Source organism: Hydrogenophaga sp. GW456-12-10-14-TSB4, assembly GCF_059424305.1.
In genome coordinates, this window is record NZ_JBWKZH010000092.1 from 1 (window position 1) to 18,664 (window position 18,664).

An 18,664-nucleotide genomic window follows, 5' to 3' on the forward strand; every position below is an offset into this window, starting at 1 on the left:
GCCCAAGACAGAGATCGCCCCACCCCGCGCCACGCGCCGCGAATGGGTGGCGCTGGGCGTGATCGCCCTGCCGTGCCTGGTCTACGCCATGGACCTCACGGTCCTCAACCTGGCCCTGCCCGCGATCAGCGCCGACCTGCGTCCTTCGGCCTCGCAGTTGCTCTGGATCATCGACATCTACGGCTTCATGGTCGCCGGCCTGCTGATCACCATGGGCACGCTGGGCGACAAGATCGGGCGGCGGCGCCTCCTGATGATCGGCGCAGTGGCGTTCGCGGCGGCCTCGGTGGCGGCCGCGCTGTCCACCACCGCGCACGCCCTCATCGCCACGCGCGCGCTGCTGGGCATCGCGGGCGCCACGCTGGCCCCCTCCACGCTCTCGCTCATCTCCAACATGTTCCGCGACGAACGCGAGCGGCGCGTCGCCATCGGCATCTGGATCTCGAGCTACTCGGTGGGTGGCGCGATCGGCCCGCTGGTGGGCGGCGTGATCCTGCAGTACTTCGCCTGGCCCGCGATCTTCTGGGCCGCGGTGCCGGTGATGTTGCTGCTGCTGGCGGTGGGCCCCTTCCTGCTGCCCGAGTACCGCGAACCCGAGGCCGGCCGGCTCGACCTGGGCAGCGTGGCGCTCTCGCTCACCGCCGTGCTCGGCGGCGTGTTCGCGCTCAAGCAGGCGGCCGAAGGCCATGTGAACGCGCCGACCTGGGTGGCCGCGGCGCTCGGCCTCGCGGCGGGCGTGGCCTTCGTGCGCCGCCAGCGCCGCATCGCCTACCCGCTGCTCGACCTGCGGCTGTTCGGCCAGCCGCGCTTCGCGGCTGCCATCTGCACCTACGCCCTGTCCTCGTTCGCGATGTTCGGCGTCTACATCTTTGTTTCGCAGCACCTGCAGCTCGTGCTGGGCCTCTCGCCGCTGGTGGCCGGCCTGTGCACCGTGCCCTGGGCCCTGTCGTTCGTGGTCGGCTCGATGCTGACCCCGGCCATCGCGCAACGGTACTCGGCGCCCCGGACCATGGTGACCGGGCTGGCGGTGTCTGCCATCGGCTTTGCCGGCGTGGCGCTGGTCGACGGCACCCACGGCCTGGTGGCGCTGGTGGCGGGCATGACGCTCATGGGCATCGGCATGGCGCCGGTGTTCACCCTGGGCAACGACATCGTGATCAGCTCGGCGCCACCCGAGCGCGCGGGCGCGGCCTCGGCCCTGTCGGAAACCAGCGCGGAGCTGTCCGGGGCCCTGGGCATCGCGGTGTTCGGCAGCCTCGCCACAGGCCTCTACCGCGCTGGCATGGCCGGTCAGCTGCCGGCGGGCCTGGCTTCGGATGCGGTGGCGGAAGCCTCGACCCTGGGCGGCGCGCTGCGGGTCGCCGAAAGCCTGCCCGCGCCGCTGGCCGAGGCCCTGGGGCTGGCCGCGCGCACGGCCTTCGTCGACGGGCTGCAGGCCGCCGCGGTGCTGGGCACCGGCATCATGGTGGCCAGCGGCCTGCTGGCGTGGCGCATGCTGCGCACACCCCGGCCGCTCTGACGCGAGAGCTCAGTCTTCGCTGTCGTCGGCAGGAGCGCCCTTCACCACGCGCCGCACCACCTCGGCACCGAAGCCGCGCGTGAGCAGGAAGCGCATCTGCCGGGCGCGCTCGGGCGCATCGGCCGGCGGCCCGCTGAAGCGCTTGCGCCAGACCTCGCGGGCCCGGGCTTCTTCCGAGCCCTGCAGACCGGCCACCGCCTCGGCCACCGCCTGCGGGTCCAGCCCCTTGGCCTGCAGCTCCTGGCGCACGCGAGATGCGCCCAGACGGGCCGAGCGCCGGTGCAATACCGACTCCAGCACGCGCTGCTCGTTGATGAAGCCCTTGGCCTCCAACTCGTCCAGCGCCTTCGCCAATTCGCCAGGCTCGGTTTCGTGCGCGCTCAGCTTGCGCTGCAGCTCGGCGCGAGAATGCTCTCGCCCTGCCAGCAAGCGCAGCGCGCGGCCTTTCAGGGAGATCTGATCGAAGGCCATGCGACAGGAGGCGAGGCTCAGGCGGCCGACGCGGCGTCGGTGTCCTTGGCCTTGGCGGCCTTCTCGGCCTTGCCCGCCTTGGCCGCAGGCGCAGGTGCCTCGTCCACCGGCAGCAGCGGCACGCCCAGCTCGGTGCGCACCTTGTTCTCGATCTCGACGCGCAGCTCGATGTTCTCGCGCAGGAATTCGCGCGCATTGTCGCGGCCCTGGCCGATCTTCTCGCCGTTGTAGGCGTACCAGGCGCCCGACTTCTCGATCACGCGGTGCACCACGCCCAGGTCGAGGATCTCGCCCTCGCGGCTGATGCCTTCGCCGAACAGGATGTCGAACTCGGCCGTCTTGAAGGGTGGCGAGACCTTGTTCTTGACCACCTTGACCTTGGTCTCGTTGCCGATCGCTTCCTCACCCTTCTTGATCGTGCCGGTGCGGCGAATGTCCAGGCGCACCGAGGCATAGAACTTCAGCGCGTTGCCGCCGGTGGTGGTTTCGGGGCTGCCGAACATCACGCCGATCTTCATGCGGATCTGGTTGATGAAAATGACCATGCAGTTGGTCTTCTTGATGTGCGCGGTGAGCTTGCGCAGCGCCTGGCTCATCAGGCGAGCCTGCAGGCCGGGCAACGAATCGCCCATTTCACCTTCGAGTTCGGCCTTGGGCGTGAGCGCGGCCACCGAGTCGACCACGATCAGGTCGACTGCGCCGGAGCGCACCAGGCTGTCGACAATCTCGAGCGCCTGCTCGCCGGTGTCGGGCTGGGAGATCAGCAGGTCCTGCAGGTTCACGCCGAGCTTCTGCGCGTACTGGATGTCCAGTGCGTGTTCGGCGTCGACGAAGGCGCACTGGCCGCCGAGCTTCTGCATTTCGGCAATGACCTGCAAGGTCAGCGTGGTCTTGCCCGAGGATTCCGGGCCGTAGATCTCGACCACACGGCCCTTGGGCAGGCCGCCGACGCCCAGCGCGATGTCCAGACCCAGCGAGCCGGTGGAGACGACCTGGATGTCCTCGATCACCTCGCCCTCGCCCAGCCGCATGATGGTGCCCTTGCCGAACTGCTTTTCGATCTGGGCCAGCGCGGCCTGCAAGGCCTTGGCTTTTTCGCTGTTGACGGGGTTGTTCTTGACGGCTGCGTCCATGAGGGGCTCCTGAGCGGGTGTTGGGTTTCACAAAACCTGTAAATGTGTACAGGCTGGATGCTTGAGCAGGAGTTTACAGGCCGGTTGAAATCCAACAAGCCATTATTTGGTCAGTTTGCCTTACCATATAAAAATGCCTGACACCAACCCTGTTTTGCCCGACGACCGCTGGCGCGGCGGCCACCTGGGGCGCCTGATGGGCCTGGCGCTGCGGCGCTTCGATGAGCGCGTGCTCAGCCTGATGGCGCACGACGCCAACGTGCCGCTGGCGCTCTCGCACCTGGCCGCGCGGGCGCAGGTGGGCGCCGCGCACGTTCACATCACACGCCACCTGGGCCTGCACGGCTCGCGCCTGACCGAGCTGGCCCACCAGGCCGGCATGAGCAAGCAGGCCATGGGGGACCTGGTGACGCAGTGCGAGGCCTGGGGCCTGGTGCGGCGCGAGGCGGACGCGCGCGACGCGCGGGCTCGGCGCATCGTGTTCACCGACACCGGCCTGCTGTGGCTGGAGGCGTTCCGCCAGGCCGTGGCCCAGGCGGAAGCCGAATTCCGCGCCCAGGTGGGTGACGCGGTGGCCACCGTGGTCGCGCTGGGCCTGGAGGCCTATGGCTCGGAATCGCCCGGCGCGCGGGCGGCAGTGCCGCCCCGCTGAACACCTCGACCGGGGTCCGCGCGGCCTAAAATGGTTCGCCCGATGCCGGGCATTCCCGATCAAGCGCTGCACCGACAGCCACCCAGGAGACATCCATGCGCATCCTGATTGCCGAAGACGACCACGTGCTGGCGGACGGCCTGCTGCGCAGCCTGCGCGCCGCCGGCGCGGCGGTGGACCACGTCACCAGCGGCACCGAGGCCGACGCCGCCCTGCTGACCAACAACGAGTTCGACCTGCTGATCCTGGACCTGGGCCTGCCCCGGCTGCACGGCCTGGAGGTGCTCAAGCGCCTGCGCTCGCGCGGCTCCACGCTGCCGGTGCTCATCCTCACCGCCGCCGACAGCGTCGAAGAACGCGTCAAGGGCCTGGACTACGGCGCCGACGACTACATGGCCAAGCCGTTCTCGCTGCAGGAACTCGAAGCCCGCGTGCGCGCGCTCACCCGGCGCGGCATGGGCGGCTCCACCAACACCATCCGCCACGGCCCGCTGGAGTACGACCAGGCCGGCCGCGTGGCCACCATCGACGGCAAGATGGTCGAGCTCTCGGCGCGCGAACTCGGCCTGCTGGAGGTGCTGCTGCAACGCGCCGGGCGCCTGGTGAGCAAGGACCAGCTGGTCGAGCGCCTGTGCGAATGGGGCGAAGAGGTGAGCAACAACGCCATCGAGGTCTACATCCACCGCCTGCGCAAGAAGATCGAGAAAGGCCCGATCCGCATCGCCACCGTGCGCGGTCTGGGCTACTGCCTTGAAAAAATCGCCGGCTGAAACCGAGGCCGTGATCGAGGCCGCGCCGCCGCCGGTGGCGGGCCGCCCCATCCCGAAGTCGTTCGGCCTGTTCCAGCGCGAACAGCGCAGCCTGTTCGGCGAGATCCTGGACTGGATGCTCACGCCGCTGCTGCTGTTGTGGCCGCTCTCGCTGGCCCTGACCTGGTTCGTGGCCCAGGGCATCGCGAGCAAGCCGTTCGACCGCGCGCTGGAGTTCAACCTGCAGGCGCTCACGCAGTTCGTGGCCAACCAGAACGGGCAGATCAGCTTCAACCTCAATGCGCAGGCGCGCGACCTGCTGCGCGCTGACGACAGCGACCTCGTCTACTACCAGGTGATCGACCCGCGCGGCAAGCTCGTCAGCGGCGAGCTGGACTTTCCTCGACCGCGCGAGGACGAGACGCCCGAGGCGGGCCGCGTGCTGCTGCGCGACGACGTGGTGCGCGGCGACGAAGTGCGGGTGGCCTACACCTGGCTCGAGCGCAACGACGCCCAGAACCTGGTGCTGATGCAGGTGGCCGAGACGCGCGGCAAGCGCTCCACGCTGGCGGCCGAAATCATCAAGGGCGTGATGGTGCCGCAGTTCGTCATCCTGCCGCTGGCCGTGCTGCTGGTGTGGCTGGCGCTGGTGCGCGGCATCCGCCCGCTCAACGAGCTGGAGCAGCGCATCCGCGCGCGCAAGCCCGACGACCTGAGCCCGATCGAGGAGTCGGCCATCCCGCAGGAGGTCGCACCGCTGGTGTCGTCGATCAACGACCTGCTCACGCGCCTGAAGGCCTCGCTCACGACGCAGCGGCGCTTTCTCGCGGACGCCGCGCACCAGCTCAAGACGCCGCTGGCCGGTCTGCGCATGCAGGCCGAGCTGGCCCAGCGCGAGAGCAACCCGGAGGAAATTCACGGCTCGCTCAAGCAGATCGCACGCTCCAGCTCACGCGCCACGCACACGGTGAACCAGTTGCTCGCCTTGGCCCGCGCCGAGACCACCGGCCGCACCCTGCCCAGCGCCCGCGTGGACCTGGCCCGCCTGGTGCGCGGCGCGGTGCAGGACTCGGTGCCGCGCGCGCTCGAACACGGCATCGACCTGGGCTTCGAGGGCCCGGAGGAGGTGCCGGAAGACTGCCTGATGGACGGCAACCCGATTCTGCTGCAGGAGATGGTGCGCAACCTGGTCGACAACGCGATCAACTACAGCGGGCGCGGCGGCGTGGTCACCGCGCGCGTGCTGATCGACCCGTTCAGCGGCGTGCAGATCCTGCAGGTGGAAGACAACGGCCCGGGCATTCCCGAGAGCGAGCGCGAGTTCGTGATGCAGCCGTTCTACCGCGCGCTGGGCACCAACGTGGACGGCTCGGGCCTGGGCCTGACCATCGTGCAGGAAATCGCGCAGCAGCACGGCGCGACGGTGCTGATCGACAGCGCGCACCCCGACCGCCACCCGCCCGGCCTGCTGGCCTCGGTGCGCTTCACCCCGAAGACGCCGCGGCAGCAGGCCTGAGCGATCAGGCCTTGGGCTTGTAGATGTTGAGCATCAGCTTCTCGCGCTCGATGGCGCGCGCCACCGGCGCCAGCGCGGCGAAGCGCTGGGCCAGGTCCCAGGTGGCCGGCAGGGTGGTCGGGTCGATGCCCGCAAAACCGCCCCAGCGCAGCAGCGTGAGCGCGTAGGCATCCAGCGCGCCGGGGCGCTCGCCGGTCATCCAGGGCGAGGCCTTTGCGGCCAGGGCCTCGATCTCCTCCAGCAGGCCCCGGTAGGCCTTGGCGGCGTAGGCCCGGATCGCCTGCTTCGCGGCTTCGTCGTCGGTGAACTTGTCCGGCATGAACACGTGCGTGAAGGTGGGGTGCACGGTGTTGTTCATCCAGGTCAGCGTCTGCAGCGCGCGCGTGCGCGCCAGCCCCGATGCCGGCAGGATGCCTGCCTCGGGCAGCTTCGCATCGAGGTGCAGCAGGATGGTCACGATCTGCGTGATCACCTGGCCATCGTCCACCAGCACCGGCACCTGGCCGCGCGGGTTGATCGCCAGGTACTCCGGGCTGCGCTGCTCGTTCTTGTGCAGCTTGACGCTGTGCGGCTCGAACTCGACACCGGAGAGCTCCAGCATGCTGTGGGGCACGAAGGAACACGCGCCGGGGGCGAAATAGAGTTTCAGGCTCATGCGAAAAGTCCTCTTGAAAAGAATCAGCTCAGGTGCTGGCCGACGATGCCGGCGATCTCGAACATCGTGACCTGCGGCTTGCCGAACACGGCGGCGAGCTTGGCATCGGCGTTGACGCGGCGCTTGTCGGTGGCGTCCTGCAGGCCGTGGGCCTTGATGTAGTCCCACAGCTTCTTCACCACCTCGGGGCGCGAGACCAGGCCGTCGCCGATCACGGCGGCCAGCGCGGCGCTGGGTTGCTTGCCCGTCGCCGCGGTGGTCTTGCGCGGTGCCTTGGGTGTCTTGGCGGCGGCTTTCTTGGCCGCCGGGGCCTTCTTGGCGGGCGCCGCCTTCTTCGCCGGCGCGGCCTTGGCCGGTGCGCCCGCGGCGGTCTTGCGCGGCGGGAACTTGCTGGCGCGCGGCTCGAACTCGAAGTTCACCTTGCCCGCTTCCTTGTCCCAGGCCAGGAAGGCCTTGAACGCGCGGCGCGTGCGCATGGAGACGAACTTGTCGAGCAGGTCGGTCTTGCCGGTGTCCAGCAGTTTGCTCATCTGCTCGCGCGCCACCGGCTGCTGCAGGATGATCTTGCCGCTCTTGAAGTCGCAGCTCGGCGTGGGCTGGGCCAGGGTCGGCACCGACTTCTCACACACGTAGTTGCTGCCGTGTTCGTGCACCGGGCTGCCGCACTTCGGGCAGGCGCCCAGCGACTCGCTGCCGGTGAAGTCCACCAGCTCACCGCTTTCTTCGCCCTTCTTGTCGTCACCGAAGTCGAACTCCAGCTTCCAGTTCTTCTCTTCTTCGTTGAACTTGATCACGATCTCGGCCACGAAGGGCCAGCCCGCCTTGGAGCGGAAGCCTTCGAGCGGGCCGATCTTCTTGTCGCGCAGCAGCTGTTCGGCTTCTTCGGGCTCGAAGGTGCGGCCGGCGGGCGATTTGCCGAACGAGAAGCCGCAGCCTTCGCTGTTGCCGTCGGCACCGGTGCAGGTGTAGCGGCGGTAGTTTTCCTTCACCACACCGCCGCAGTTCGGACATGGCGTGGACAGCGTGGCGTAGTTGCCGGGGATGGTGTCGCGGTCGTATTCCTTGGCCTTCTTCACCATGCGCTCGGTCATGGCGGCGATCTCGCCCATGAAGGCGGCGCGGCTGAGCTGGCCGTGCTCCATCTGCGCCAGCTTGTACTCCCACTCGCCGGTGAGCTCGGGCTTGGAGAGTTCCTCCACCCCCAGACCGCGCAGCAGCGTCATGAGCTGGAACGCCTTGGCCGTCGGGATGATCTCGCGGCCTTCGCGCAGGATGTACTTTTCCGTCAGCAGGCCTTCGATGATGGCCGCGCGCGTGGCAGGCGTGCCCAGGCCTTTCTCCTGCATCGCTTCGCGCAGCTCGTCGTCGTCCACCAGCTTGCCGGCGCCTTCCATGGCGCCCAGCAGGGTGGCTTCCGAATAGCGGGCGGGTGGCTTGGTCTTGAGGCCCTTGGGCTCGACGGTCTCGGTGCGCACCGTCTCGCCTTCGCGCACCGGCACCAGGTTCTGGCCCTTGTCGCCTTCCTTGGCATCGACCACGTCCTCGGCGGCTTCCTTGCCGTAGACGGCCATCCAGCCCGGCTTCACAAGCACCTTGCCTTCGGTCTTGAAATGGTGACCCACCGAGGAGGTGATGCGCGTGGTCACCATGAACTCGGCGCTGGGGAAGAAGACGGCCAGGAAGCGGCGCACCACCAGGTCGTACAGCTTCTGCTCGGCCTCGCTCAGGCCGCTGGGCGCCTGCAGCGTGGGGATGATGGCAAAGTGGTCGCTGACCTTGCTGTTGTCGAAGATGCGCTTGCTCGGACGGATGTAGCCGTTGTCGATCGCGGTCTTCGCGTGCGGCGCGAGGTGCTTCATGCCGCTGCCGGCGAGCATGTCGAAGGTCTGCTTCACCGTCGGCAGGTAGTCCTCGGGCAGGGCGCGCGAGTCGGTCCGCGGGTAGGTCAGGGCCTTGTGGCGCTCGTACAGGCTTTGCGCCAGTTGCAGCGTGGTCTTGGCGGAGAAGCCGAAGCGGCCGTTGGCCTCGCGCTGCAGGCTGGTCAGGTCGTACAGCAGACCGCTGGCCTGGGTGGTGGGCTTGCTCTCTTCCTTGACGCTGGCGGCCTTGCCGCGCACCGCCTCGGCGATCGCCAGTGCCTCGCGCTGGCTCCAGACGCGGTCGGCGCGCAGTTCGGCGTCGGCATCGTCGCCGGTGGGTTTCTTGAAGTTGGGGTCGAACCACTTGCCGGGGTACTCGCCGGCCTCGGCCAGGAAGCTGGCGTGGATCTCCCAATAGTCGCGGCTGCGGTGCGCGCGGATCTTTTCCTCGCGCTCGACCACGATGGACAGCGTGGGCGTCTGTACCCGGCCCACCGTGGTGAGGAAGAAGCCGCCGTCGCGCGAATTGAAGGCGGTCATGGCGCGCGTGCCGTTGATGCCGACCATCCAGTCGGCCTCGGAGCGGCTGCGCGCGGCATCGGCCAGGCCCCGCATCTGCTCGTCGCTGCGCAGTTGCTCGAAGCCGTCGCGGATCGCGGCCGGCGTCATCGATTGCAGCCACAGGCGCTGCACCGGCTTGCCCAGCGACTGGTAACTGCCGTTCTTCAAGCCGCCGGCGTACTGCTCGATCAGGCGGAAGATCAGCTCACCCTCGCGGCCCGCGTCACAGGCGTTGATGAGGCGGGTCACATCCTTGCGCTTGACCAGCTTGACCACCGCGCCCAGGCGCGACTTGGTCTTGTCGATCGGCTTGAGCTCGAAATAGGGCGGCAGCACCGGCAGGTGCGCAAAGCTCCACTTGCCGCGTTTCACGTCGAATTGCTCGGGCGCAGCGATCTCCACCAGGTGGCCCACGGCGGAGGTCACCACGTACTTGTCATTCTCAAAGTGGTCATCGTGCTTGTCGAACTTGCCCGCCACGGGGGTGAGCGCTCGCACGATGTCTTGGGCCACGGATGGCTTCTCGGCAATGACCAGGGTTTTCATCTCTACAATCGGCTTTCCACGCGCGTGTACACGCGCACATGGGTACGCGCACACTCGCGCGCACCTGCATGAAACAACCTTACCAAATATTTTGGCCGTGACGAAAAGCCCCCGCCAGACGCAGCCGCGCCCCTCTTCCGCCCCGGCCAAGGCCGCCGCCTCCAACAGCCGCCGCATCCAGACCCGGCGCTCCGGCGTCCATGGCAAGGGCGTGTACGCCGTGGTCGACCTGGCCGAGGGCGAGACGCTCATCGAGTACGTGGGCGAGATCATCACCTGGGACGAGGCGCTGCGCCGCCACCCGCACGACCCGAGCGACCCGAACCACACGTTCTACTTCCACATCGACGAAGACCACGTGATCGACGCCAAGGTCGGCGGCAATTCGGCGCGCTGGATCAACCACAGCTGCAAGCCCAACTGCGAAGCCGACGTGGAAGACGGGCGGGTGTTCATCCGCGCGCGGCGCCCCATCGAGGCCGGTGAAGAGCTGTTCTACGACTATGGCCTGGTGATCGACGAGCCCTACACGCCCAAGCTCAAGGCCGAGTACCCCTGCTGGTGCGGCGCCAAGAAGTGCCGTGGCACGCTCCTCGCCCCCAAGCGCGCAGGGCGCGCCTCCAAACTCGGCTGAAGACCTCTCCCCTCGCATGGCAGACACCCTGACCCATCACGCCGAGGCCGTATGGGAAGCCGTGGTGCCCCATCTGCCGGGTTTCACCGTGGAGGTGCTGCCCAGCATCGACTCCACCAGCAGCGAGCTCATGCGACGCGCGCGCAACGGCCTCATGGAGCCGGTGCTGCTGACCGCCGAGCAGCAGACCGCCGGTCGGGGCCGGCTCGGCAAGGGCTGGCACAGCAAGCCGGGCCAGTCGCTCACGTTTTCCATCGCCTTGCCGCTGGCACCCTCGAGCTGGTCGGGCCTGTCGCTCGCGGTGGGGGTGAGCCTGGCGCAGAGCCTGCACCCCGAGGTGCGGCTGAAATGGCCCAACGACCTCTGGCTGCAGCAGCGCAAGCTCGGCGGCATCCTGGTGGAGACCGCCAGCCACGGTGACGCGGCCCAGGGCCAGCGCATGGTGGTGATCGGCGTGGGCATCAACATCGCCCGACCCGAGGCCGCGGCCGTCGCCGCCCTCGTGCCCGAGGGGTCCACCGTCGCCGCCATGGCGCCGGCCGGCCTGGCCGAAGTCAGCATGGGCATCACCCCCGGCGAGGTGCTCGAACGCGTGGTGCCCCCGCTGGTGCAGGACGTGCTCGCGTTCGCCTCACAAGGCTTTGCGGCCTTCGCGCAACGTTTCGCCACCCTGGACGCCCTGCAGGGCCTGACGGTGCGGCTCTCCGATGGCACCCAGGGCATGGCCTGCGGCGTCAACCTCGACGGCGCCCTGCAGGTGCTGACCGACCAGGGCATGCAGACCGTCACCAGTTCGGAAGTGAGCGTGCGCCCGTGTTGAGATGGGCCGCCATCCTGCTGGTGCTGGCCAACGCGGCTTACTTCGCCTGGACCCAGGGCTACCTCGATGGCCTGGGCATGGCCCCGGTCGACCAGCGTGAGCCTCAGCGCCTGGCGCAGCAGGTGAAGCCCGAGGCCTTGCGCCTGCTCAACGGACCCAAGGGCCAGCCGGCCGACGAACCCGCCCCCGAGGCCGCGCCGGCCACCTCGCCGGCACCGGCCCCGGAAGCGGCACCGACGCCCCCGGCCCCGCCCGCCGCCGCCGTCCCGCAAAGCGAGGGGCCGCGGGCCTGCTGGCAGGCCGCCGGCTTCACCGAACCCCAGACCGAGTTGCTGCGCGCGGAGCTCGCGCTGCTGGGCCTGACAGCGGGCAGCTGGCAGCTCACCGAGACCCGCAGCAGCGGCCGCTGGATCGTCTACATGGGTCGCTACGACAACACCGAGCAGGTGGAGCGCAAGAAGGCCGAGTTGCGCGGGCTGGGCGTGCAGTTCCGGGAGCTGACCGCCAACGGGCTGGCCCCGGGGCTGGCGCTGGGCACGTACTCCACCGAAGCCGCCGCGCGGCAGGCCCTGCAGCAGACTGAGCAGGCCGGCGTTCGCACGGCCCGGGTGGCGCAGGAGCGGGCGGAAAGCGTGTCGTACGCGCTGCGGCTACCGGCCATCACCGACGCCCAGCGCTCGGCGGTCGAAGGCCTGCGCGAGGCCATGGCGGGCAAGCCGCTGCGCCGCTGCAGCTGACGCCGGCGGGCCTCAGGCCCGGCGCTGGCGGCGCCGCTGGCACAGGGCCACGGCGATCACCCAGGCCCACAGGCTCAGGCCCCACAACTGGCCCGTGGAGCCGCCCCCGCCGCCGCTGCGGGGCGGCATGACCGCCACGGCGCGCACGGTGTCTTCGCCCGTGCGGCCGAAGTTGTCGACCGCGGTGAGCGAGAACACATAGCTGTTCTCCGCCACCAGCGTGGCCTGGGCCACCGCGCCGTTGGACGACGAGATCGAGACCGGCGGCCCGCTGACCTGCACCCATTGGAAGGACACGATGGTGGCGCCCGGAATGGCCACGCTGGAGCTGCCATCGAGCGTGATCACCGTGCCCGGTTCGACGTCATTCACGGGCCGGATCACGACGGCCGGCCCGGTGGCCAGCTGCACCGAGGTGTTGGCGTCCAGCAGGCCGGCACCGCAGGTGGTCGTGGTGCAATTGCACACGCCCGCCCCCGGGGTGCCGCAGGCGGCGTAACCGGTCGCCACATGGGGCCGGGCACCCGCCTTCATGCGCTCGATCAGCTGACGTGGACTGAGGAAGGGATTCACGGCCAGCATCAGGCTGGCGATGCCCGCTGCCTGCGGCGCGGCAAAGCTGGTGCCCTGCTTGTAGCCGTAGATGTCGACGCCCGGGGTGGTCGTGCCGCCGTTGTCGGTCGAGTACAGCAGGGTCGAGGGAGCGGCCTCGGTCGAGCCACCGGGCGCGGACAGCGCCACGCGGGTGCCGAAGCTGGAATACGAGGCCTTCGCCCCGTCCTTGCGGACCGAGGCCACGGTCATCACCCGGCGGCAGTCGGCAGGGCGGGTGAGCGTGGTGTCCGAGTTGCCGGCCGCCACGACGATGAGGGCGCCCGCGTTGGTGACCGCGTCGATGGTGCTCTGGTAGGCCGGCGTGCAGGCCGAATCGCCGCCGAAACTGAGGTTGATCACGCGCGCCGGGTTGGGGTTGGATGGCAGGCCCGAGACCGACAGGCCCGCGGCCCAGCGCAGGCCGTCGAGCAGGTCCGACAGCAGGGCGCCGCACTTGCCGGAGACGCGCACCGGCAACACCTTGGCGCCCCAGTTCAGCCCCGTGATGCCTTGGGCATTGTCGGCGGCGGCGGCGATCTGCCCCGCGATGAAGGTGCCGTGCCAGGTGCTGTTGGACAGGTCGCAGCCCGCGAACAGCGAGTTCGCCAGGTCGGCGGGATGCAACCAGTCGCCTGGGTCGCTGGGGTCGGTGTCGCGCCCGTCGCCGTCGTTGGCCACGGCCAGCTCGCTCACCAGGTCGTACCCTGGCAGCAGCTTGCCCGCGAGATCCGGATGCCCAAAGCGGATGCCGCTGTCGACCACCGCCACCACCGCCGTGGACCCGGAGGTGCTGCCCGTGGTGTCGCCCCAGGCGGGAGGCAGGTTCAGGCCCGCCAGGTTCAAGGGGTCGGGCGCCTGCAGATGCCATTGCTGGGCAAACAAGGGGTCGTTGGGCACGACAGGCACGCCCAGGCGGGGCACCAGCACATCGGGCTCGACCCAGGCCACGTCGGGGTGCAGGCGCGCTCGGCGCAAGGCGTTGTCCAGCGCCTGGCCGCGCAAGGGCCGGTCGAAGCGCAGCAGGCGGGCGTTGCCCGCCTCGCCGGCTTGGCCCGAGGGCAGGCCGACCTCGCGTGCCCAGCGCCTCAGGCGTTCGCGGCCCTGGCGGGCGTTCTGATCCCATTGCGCGCGGGCGCGCTCGCGCCCGGACGCCCAGGGCCCCTGGTTCGTTTCGGCGGTGGATTCGAGTTCGTCGCCCTTGAAGCCGATGATCAGGCCGGCCGCTTCACGCAGCACGGACGGCTGCTGTGCCCCAGCGGGAGTGGCGATCAGGCCTGCCAGGGTGGCCGTGCACAGAATCAAGGCTGGAAGCAGTCGCCGCATGGAGGTGGGAGAGCCGGAAGGGCAAGCGTGGCAAGGTGGGGAATGTGACGAAACATTTTGACATGCCGGTCTTTCTCATCGCCCTTATCTCCCGGCGTTTCGGCATTTCTGCACAGCTTTACAACACCTGCGCTCAACGGCCCGCCAGACCGAGCGCGGCCGGACGCAAGGACTCGAACCAGTCGAGCGCCTCGTTCCACAAGGGCATGGCCCGGGGGCGGAAGTAGCCCATGTGGCCGATGGGGCCCAGCCCCGCGGCGCGCGGGTCGATGGTGACCGCGCGCACCGAGGTGTTGCGGTAACCGGCCATGAAGGCGTCGCGCGAGGCCGGCGGTGCCCAGGCGTCGTCCAGCGCGTTGGCGGCCACGATCGGGAAACGCACCTGGCCGAAACGGTCGGTGGTGGCCTTCATCTGCGGGTCGTCGAAGAAGTAGCGCGGAAAGCGGCACCACCCGCGCCACTGGCGGTACACGTCCAGCGGCAGGTCCTCGCCCATGCCCAGGCGGCTCCAGGGCAGGTAACCGGCGAATTTCGTCCACACCGGTCCCAGCACGCGCCACATGAACAGCACGCGCAGGCGCTCCAGCGGCGGCATCCAGCCGTGCCAGCCGGCGCCGGTGGCGAAGGTGTAGGCACCGTCCACCCAGTCGTGGTGCGGCAGCAGGCCCAGGGCATGGCCGCCATAGGAATGCCCCACCAGGTACAGCGGCAGGCCGTCCTCGTGCATGGCCTCGACGGCGGCGGCCAGGTCGAGCCGCCCCCAGTCCAGGTAGTCCATGCGAAAGCCCTTGAGCGTGGGCGGGGCCGACTCGCCGATGCCCCGGTAGTCGAGCGTGAGCACATCGAAGCCGCGGCGCGCGGCGTGTTCGGCGAAGCGCTTGTAGAAACCCTGCGGCACGGCGGTGGCGCCGCCGACAACAAGGTGGGCGCGGGCCGGCGTGGGGCTGCGGTAGCGCCGGGCCGCGAGCGGGTAGCCGTCGGCGGCGGTCAGCGTGAGGGCTTCGATGCGGATGTCCGGGGTGGTGGTCATGGGAGTCTCCTCAAACGGCCGGGCGGCGCGCGGCCAGCAGGCTCAGCAGGGTCTGGGTGGCCTGCTGGATCGGTTCGGTGCTGTGGGCCACGCGCGCCTGCAGCAAGCCGCCTTCGTAGGCGGCAACGATCAGCGCGGCCACGCCCTGGGCGGACTCGCGCGGCTCGCCGGCATGCTCCAGCGCCAGCGCGATGCGCTCGCGCAGGGTGGCGAAGGCGCGCGCCAGGGCCTCGCGCAGCGCATGGTCGTCGGGCGTGCTCTCCAGCGCCACCGTGGCCAGCGGGCAGCCGGCGTGAAAACCCGTGCTGCTCAGGGATTGGGTCGCGCCCTGCATCCATTGCCGCGCCGCCTCGATGGGGTCGCCCTCCCGGGCCAGCAGGCCGTCCAGCCAGCCCAGCATGCGCGCGACCACGTCGTCGATCGCGGCCACGGCCAGCTCGGTCTTGCCGCCGGGAAAGTGGTGGTACAGCACGCCCTTGGGCGCGCCGGCCTGGGCCAGCAGTTCGGTCAGGCCGATGCCGTGCAGGCCGCGCCGGCGCAGGGCGTCGGTCATGGCGGCGATCAGGCGTTCGCGGGTGCCGGGAGCGGGGGTGTCGATCATGGATCGCAATCTATAGACCGGTCGGTCTAGTGTCAATCCACGCCTGTCGCCCAGGTGCGCCAGGACAAGAAAAAAGCGCCCGAAGGCGCTTTTTATCGAAGTGAGCTTGCGCTTACTTGGCGACGACGCGAACCATCTCCAGGCACTTGTTGGAGTAGCCCCATTCGTTGTCGTACCAGCTCACGACCTTGATGAAGGTCTTGTCCAGCGCAATGCCGGCGTCGGCGTCGAAGATCGAGGTGCGCGTGTCGCCCCGGAAGTCCGTCGCCACCACCTTGTCCGTCGTGTAGCCCAGCACGCCCTTCAAGGCGCCCTCGCTCTGTGCCTTCATCTCCGCGCAGATTTCTTCGTAGCTGGCTTCCTTGTTCAGTTCCACCGTCAGGTCCACCACCGACACGTCGGACGTCGGCACCCGGAAGCTCATGCCCGTGAGCTTCTTGTTGAGCTCGGGAATCACCACGCCCACGGCCTTGGCCGCGCCCGTGCTGCTGGGGATGATGTTCTCCAGGATGCCGCGGCCACCGCGCCAGTCCTTGTTGCTCGGGCCGTCCACCGTCTTCTGCGTGGCCGTGGCCGCGTGCACCGTGGTCATCAGCCCGCGCTTGATGCCCCACTTGTCGTTGAGCACCTTGGCGATCGGCGCCAGGCAGTTGGTGGTGCACGAGGCGTTGGAGATGATGGCCTCGCCCTTGTAGGTCTTGTCGTTCACGCCGAAGACGAACATCGGGGTGTCGTCCTTGGACGGGGCCGACAGGATCACCTTCTTCGCACCCGCGTCCAGGTGCTTCTGGGCCGTGACTTTGTCCAGGAACAGGCCGGTGGATTCGATCACCACGTCGGCGCCGACTTCGGCCCACTTCAGGTTGGCCGGGTCGCGCTCCTGCGTCAGGCGGATCTTCTTGCCGTTGACGATCAGCGTGTTGCCTTCGACCGAGACCGTGCCCTTGAAGCGGCCGTGCACGCTGTCGTACTGCAGCATGTAGGCCAGGTAATCGGGCTCGAGCAGGTCGTTGATCGCCACCACTTCAATGTCGTTGAAGTTCTGGATGGCGCTGCGCAGCACGTTGCGGCCAATGCGGCCGAAGCCGTTGATGCCGATCTTGATCGTCATGTCTCGTCTCTCCTGGAAGGTTTCAAAAAGGGGTTAACAAAAATTCACTTCGCGAGCACGGCGCGCACCGTGTCCGCCACGTTCTGGTCGGTGAAGCCGAAGTGCTTGAACAGCACCGGCGCCGGGGCCGACTCGCCGTAGGTGTCGATGCCGACCACGGCGGCCACGCCGTACTTCCACCAGCCGTCGGTGGTGCCCATCTCGACCGCGATGCGCGGCACGCCGGCCGGCAGCACCGAGGCCTTGTAGGCGGCGGTCTGGCGGTCGAAGGTGGTGGTGCTGGGCATGGAGACCACGCGCACGGCGATCTTGTGTTCGCGCGCCAGCAGCTCCTGCGCCTTGAGCGCGAGCTGCACTTCGGAACCGGTGGCGATGATCACCGCCTGCGCCTTTTTCTTCAGGCCCACTTCGGCCGGCTCGGCCAGCACGTAGGCGCCCTGGCTGATGTGGCCCAGGTCGTTCTTGGGCGCGTAGGGCAGGTTCTGGCGGCTGAGCAGCAGCGCGGTCGGGCGGCTGGTGTTCTCCAGGGCCACGGCCCAGGCCACGGCGGTCTCGGCCGTGTCGGCGGGGCGCCACACGTCCAGGTTGGGGATCAGGCGCAGGCTGGCTGCGTGCTCGATGGACTGGTGCGTCGGGCCGTCTTCACCCAGACCGATGGAGTCGTGGGTGAACACGTGGATCACGCGCTGCTTCATCAGCGCAGCCATGCGGATGGCGTTGCGGCTGTAGTCGCTGAAGGTGAGGAAGGTGCCGCCGTAGGGGATGAAGCCGCCGTGCAGCGCCACACCGTTCATGATCGCGGCCATGCCGAATTCACGCACGCCGTAGTTGATGTGGCGGCCGCCCTGGCCCTGCTCGTTCTTCACCACGTCACCGGCCATGTTGAAGCGCAGGCTGGGGGTGGACTTGGTGTTGGTGAGGTTGGAGCCGGTGAGGTCGGCGCTGCCGCCGAGCAGCTCGGGCAGCGCGGCGGTGAAGGTCTCCAGCGCGAGCTGGCTGGCCTTGCGGCTGGCGACCGTCTCGGCCTTGGTGTGCGCGGCCACGGCGGCGTCCACCGCGACCTGCGCGAAGTTCTTCGGCAGCTCGCCCTTCATGCGGCGGGTGAACTCCTTGGCCAGCTCGGGGAAGGCGGCCTTGTAGGCGGCGAACTGGCCGTTCCAGTCGGCTTCCACGGCCTGGCCGGCGGCCTTGGCGTCCCAGGCAGCGTACACGTCCTGCGGCACCTCGAAGGGCTTGTGCGTCCAGCCCAGGGCCTCGCGGGTGAGCTGGATTTCTTCCGCGCCCAGCGGTTCGCCATGCGCCTTGGCGGTGTTGGCGCGGTTCGGGCTGCCCTTGCCGATGTGCGTCTTGCAGATGATCAGCGTGGGGCCGAAGGTGCCCATGCTGGCCTTGTTCTTCGCGTCGGCGATCGCGCGGTCCACCGCGTCGGTGTCGTGGCCGTCGATCGGGCCGATCACGTTCCAGCCGCTGGCGGTGAAGCGCAGCGCGGTGTTGTCGATGAACCAGGGCGTGACCTGGCCGTCGATCGAGATGCCGTTGTCGTCGTACAGCGCGATCAGCTTGTTGAGCTTCCAGGCGCCGGCCAGGGCCACGGCCTCGTGGCTGATGCCTTCCATCAGGCAGCCGTCGCCCAGGAACACGTAGGTGTGGTGGTCGACGATGGCGTGGCCGTCGCGGTTGAATTCGGCCGCCAGCAGCTTCTCGGCCAGCGCCATGCCCACGGCGTTGGTGATGCCCTGGCCCAGCGGACCGGTGGTGGTTTCCACGCCGGGGGTGATGCCCACCTCGGGGTGGCCGGCGGTCTTGCTGTGCAGCTGGCGGAAGTTCTTGAGCTCGCCGATGGGCAGCTTGTAGCCCGTGAGGTGCAGCAGCGCGTAGATCAGCATGGAGCCGTGGCCGTTCGAGAGCACGAAGCGGTCGCGGTTCGCCCATTGCGGGTTGACCGGGTTGTGGCGCAGGTGGCGGCCCCACAGGGCGACCGCCATGTCCGCCATGCCCATGGGCGCGCCGGGGTGGCCCGAGTTGGCCTGTTGCACCGCGTCCATGGCCAGGGCGCGGATGGCGTTGGCCTGGGTCTGGGCGGTCACGGCCGAAGCGGCGGAGGCGGTGCGGGTGGGGGTGCTGGCGGCGTCGGACATGGGGTACTGGGGAAG

The 18,664-nt window shown here is 69.1% G+C and carries 16 protein-coding genes; 7 read left to right on the forward strand and 9 right to left on the reverse strand.

Annotated elements, in window-relative coordinates; all coding sequences use genetic code 11:
* Nucleotides 1-13 precede the first annotated feature (13 nt).
* Entirely contained in the window at nt 14-1,519 is a 1,506-nt protein-coding gene (locus tag AC07ZS_RS27435) for an MFS transporter (protein ID WP_494801623.1), read from the forward strand.
* A 9-nt stretch (nt 1,520-1,528) separates the two neighbouring features.
* On the opposite strand, the gene recX is transcribed toward AC07ZS_RS27435, so the two are convergent.
* Together recX and recA are read right to left on the reverse strand one after the other, a co-directional pair.
* A complete protein-coding gene (recX, locus tag AC07ZS_RS27440; RefSeq protein ID WP_494801612.1) occupies nt 1,529-1,990 on the reverse strand; it encodes a recombination regulator RecX in 462 nt (153 codons plus the stop codon).
* 17 nt (nt 1,991-2,007) lie between these two features.
* Nucleotides 2,008-3,123 carry a recombinase RecA gene (recA, locus tag AC07ZS_RS27445; protein ID WP_494801613.1) on the reverse strand — a complete coding sequence of 372 codons (1,116 nt, stop codon included), beginning with the start codon at nt 3,121-3,123 and terminating at the stop codon, nt 2,008-2,010.
* Between the two features lie 133 nt (nt 3,124-3,256).
* Between recA and AC07ZS_RS27450 the strand changes: the two genes are divergently transcribed.
* The 3 genes from AC07ZS_RS27450 to AC07ZS_RS27460 all read left to right on the forward strand — a co-directional run bounded on the left by AC07ZS_RS27450 (nt 3,257) and on the right by AC07ZS_RS27460 (nt 6,040).
* A complete protein-coding gene (locus AC07ZS_RS27450) occupies nt 3,257-3,775 on the forward strand; it encodes a MarR family transcriptional regulator (protein WP_494801614.1) in 519 nt (172 codons plus the stop codon).
* 95 nt (nt 3,776-3,870) lie between these two features.
* Nucleotides 3,871-4,545 carry a response regulator gene (locus AC07ZS_RS27455; RefSeq protein WP_291111520.1) on the forward strand — a complete coding sequence of 225 codons (675 nt, stop codon included), beginning with the start codon at nt 3,871-3,873 and terminating at the stop codon, nt 4,543-4,545.
* A 115-nt stretch (nt 4,546-4,660) separates the two neighbouring features.
* Nucleotides 4,661-6,040, forward strand: coding sequence for a sensor histidine kinase (locus AC07ZS_RS27460; RefSeq protein WP_494801624.1), 1,380 nt, complete (start codon nt 4,661-4,663; stop codon nt 6,038-6,040).
* A 4-nt stretch (nt 6,041-6,044) separates the two neighbouring features.
* Here the strand turns inward: AC07ZS_RS27460 and AC07ZS_RS27465 are convergent, their stop codons facing one another.
* A complete protein-coding gene (locus AC07ZS_RS27465; protein ID WP_494801615.1) occupies nt 6,045-6,695 on the reverse strand; it encodes a glutathione S-transferase family protein in 651 nt (216 codons plus the stop codon).
* Nucleotides 6,696-6,718: 23 nt separating this feature from the next.
* Nucleotides 6,719-9,661: a DNA topoisomerase III gene (locus tag AC07ZS_RS27470; protein ID WP_494801616.1), complete on the reverse strand. Its 2,943-nt coding sequence runs from the start codon at nt 9,659-9,661 to the stop codon at nt 6,719-6,721.
* 175 nt (nt 9,662-9,836) lie between these two features.
* On the opposite strand from AC07ZS_RS27470, the gene AC07ZS_RS27475 reads away from it, so the two are divergent.
* The 3 genes from AC07ZS_RS27475 to AC07ZS_RS27485 are packed head-to-tail and all read left to right on the forward strand — an operon-like array spanning nt 9,837 to nt 11,852.
* Nucleotides 9,837-10,295 carry an SET domain-containing protein gene (locus tag AC07ZS_RS27475; protein WP_494801625.1) on the forward strand — a complete coding sequence of 153 codons (459 nt, stop codon included), beginning with the start codon at nt 9,837-9,839 and terminating at the stop codon, nt 10,293-10,295.
* A gap of 16 nt (nt 10,296-10,311) precedes the next feature.
* Nucleotides 10,312-11,115 carry a biotin--[acetyl-CoA-carboxylase] ligase gene (locus tag AC07ZS_RS27480; RefSeq protein ID WP_494801617.1) on the forward strand — a complete coding sequence of 268 codons (804 nt, stop codon included), beginning with the start codon at nt 10,312-10,314 and terminating at the stop codon, nt 11,113-11,115.
* Nucleotides 11,112-11,852 (forward strand): SPOR domain-containing protein, encoded by a 741-nt coding sequence (locus AC07ZS_RS27485; RefSeq protein WP_494801618.1) that lies wholly within the window; start codon nt 11,112-11,114, stop codon nt 11,850-11,852. Before AC07ZS_RS27480 ends, AC07ZS_RS27485 begins: the two co-directional genes overlap by 4 nt.
* Nucleotides 11,853-11,864: 12 nt before the next feature.
* Here AC07ZS_RS27485 and AC07ZS_RS27490 read toward each other — a convergent pair whose 3' ends face one another.
* From AC07ZS_RS27490 to tkt, 5 genes are all read right to left on the reverse strand, one after another.
* A complete protein-coding gene (locus AC07ZS_RS27490; protein ID WP_494801619.1) occupies nt 11,865-13,769 on the reverse strand; it encodes a S8 family peptidase in 1,905 nt (634 codons plus the stop codon).
* A gap of 133 nt (nt 13,770-13,902) precedes the next feature.
* Nucleotides 13,903-14,799 carry an alpha/beta hydrolase family protein gene (locus AC07ZS_RS27495; protein WP_494801620.1) on the reverse strand — a complete coding sequence of 299 codons (897 nt, stop codon included), beginning with the start codon at nt 14,797-14,799 and terminating at the stop codon, nt 13,903-13,905.
* A gap of 10 nt (nt 14,800-14,809) precedes the next feature.
* Nucleotides 14,810-15,400, reverse strand: a complete 591-nt coding sequence (locus AC07ZS_RS27500; RefSeq protein WP_494801621.1) for a TetR/AcrR family transcriptional regulator — start codon at nt 15,398-15,400, stop codon at nt 14,810-14,812.
* A gap of 112 nt (nt 15,401-15,512) precedes the next feature.
* On the reverse strand, nt 15,513-16,511 hold the full coding sequence (gap, locus tag AC07ZS_RS27505; protein ID WP_494801622.1) for a type I glyceraldehyde-3-phosphate dehydrogenase: 999 nt from the start codon (nt 16,509-16,511) through the stop codon (nt 15,513-15,515).
* Between the two features lie 44 nt (nt 16,512-16,555).
* Complete coding sequence (tkt, locus tag AC07ZS_RS27510) at nt 16,556-18,649, reverse strand: transketolase (protein ID WP_494801626.1); 2,094 nt, start codon at nt 18,647-18,649, stop codon at nt 16,556-16,558.
* Nucleotides 18,650-18,664 lie beyond the last annotated feature (15 nt).

Bases quoted from the DNA above. Each gene is read 5' to 3' on its own strand.
- tkt (WP_494801626.1), bottom strand. From the start codon at position 18,649: ATGTCCGACGCCGCCAGCACCCCCACCCGCACCGCCTCCGCCGCTTCG.
- recA (WP_494801613.1), bottom strand. From the start codon at position 3,123: ATGGACGCAGCCGTCAAGAACAACCCCGTCAACAGCGAAAAAGCCAAG.
- AC07ZS_RS27500 (WP_494801621.1), bottom strand. From the start codon at position 15,400: ATGATCGACACCCCCGCTCCCGGCACCCGCGAACGCCTGATCGCCGCC.
- AC07ZS_RS27495 (WP_494801620.1), bottom strand. From the start codon at position 14,799: ATGACCACCACCCCGGACATCCGCATCGAAGCCCTCACGCTGACCGCC.
- AC07ZS_RS27460 (WP_494801624.1), top strand. From the start codon at position 4,661: ATGCTCACGCCGCTGCTGCTGTTGTGGCCGCTCTCGCTGGCCCTGACC.
- AC07ZS_RS27465 (WP_494801615.1), bottom strand. From the start codon at position 6,695: ATGAGCCTGAAACTCTATTTCGCCCCCGGCGCGTGTTCCTTCGTGCCC.
- AC07ZS_RS27480 (WP_494801617.1), top strand. From the start codon at position 10,312: ATGGCAGACACCCTGACCCATCACGCCGAGGCCGTATGGGAAGCCGTG.
- AC07ZS_RS27490 (WP_494801619.1), bottom strand. From the start codon at position 13,769: ATGCGGCGACTGCTTCCAGCCTTGATTCTGTGCACGGCCACCCTGGCA.
- recX (WP_494801612.1), bottom strand. From the start codon at position 1,990: ATGGCCTTCGATCAGATCTCCCTGAAAGGCCGCGCGCTGCGCTTGCTG.
- AC07ZS_RS27455 (WP_291111520.1), top strand. From the start codon at position 3,871: ATGCGCATCCTGATTGCCGAAGACGACCACGTGCTGGCGGACGGCCTG.
- AC07ZS_RS27450 (WP_494801614.1), top strand. From the start codon at position 3,257: ATGCCTGACACCAACCCTGTTTTGCCCGACGACCGCTGGCGCGGCGGC.
- gap (WP_494801622.1), bottom strand. From the start codon at position 16,511: ATGACGATCAAGATCGGCATCAACGGCTTCGGCCGCATTGGCCGCAAC.
- AC07ZS_RS27470 (WP_494801616.1), bottom strand. From the start codon at position 9,661: ATGAAAACCCTGGTCATTGCCGAGAAGCCATCCGTGGCCCAAGACATC.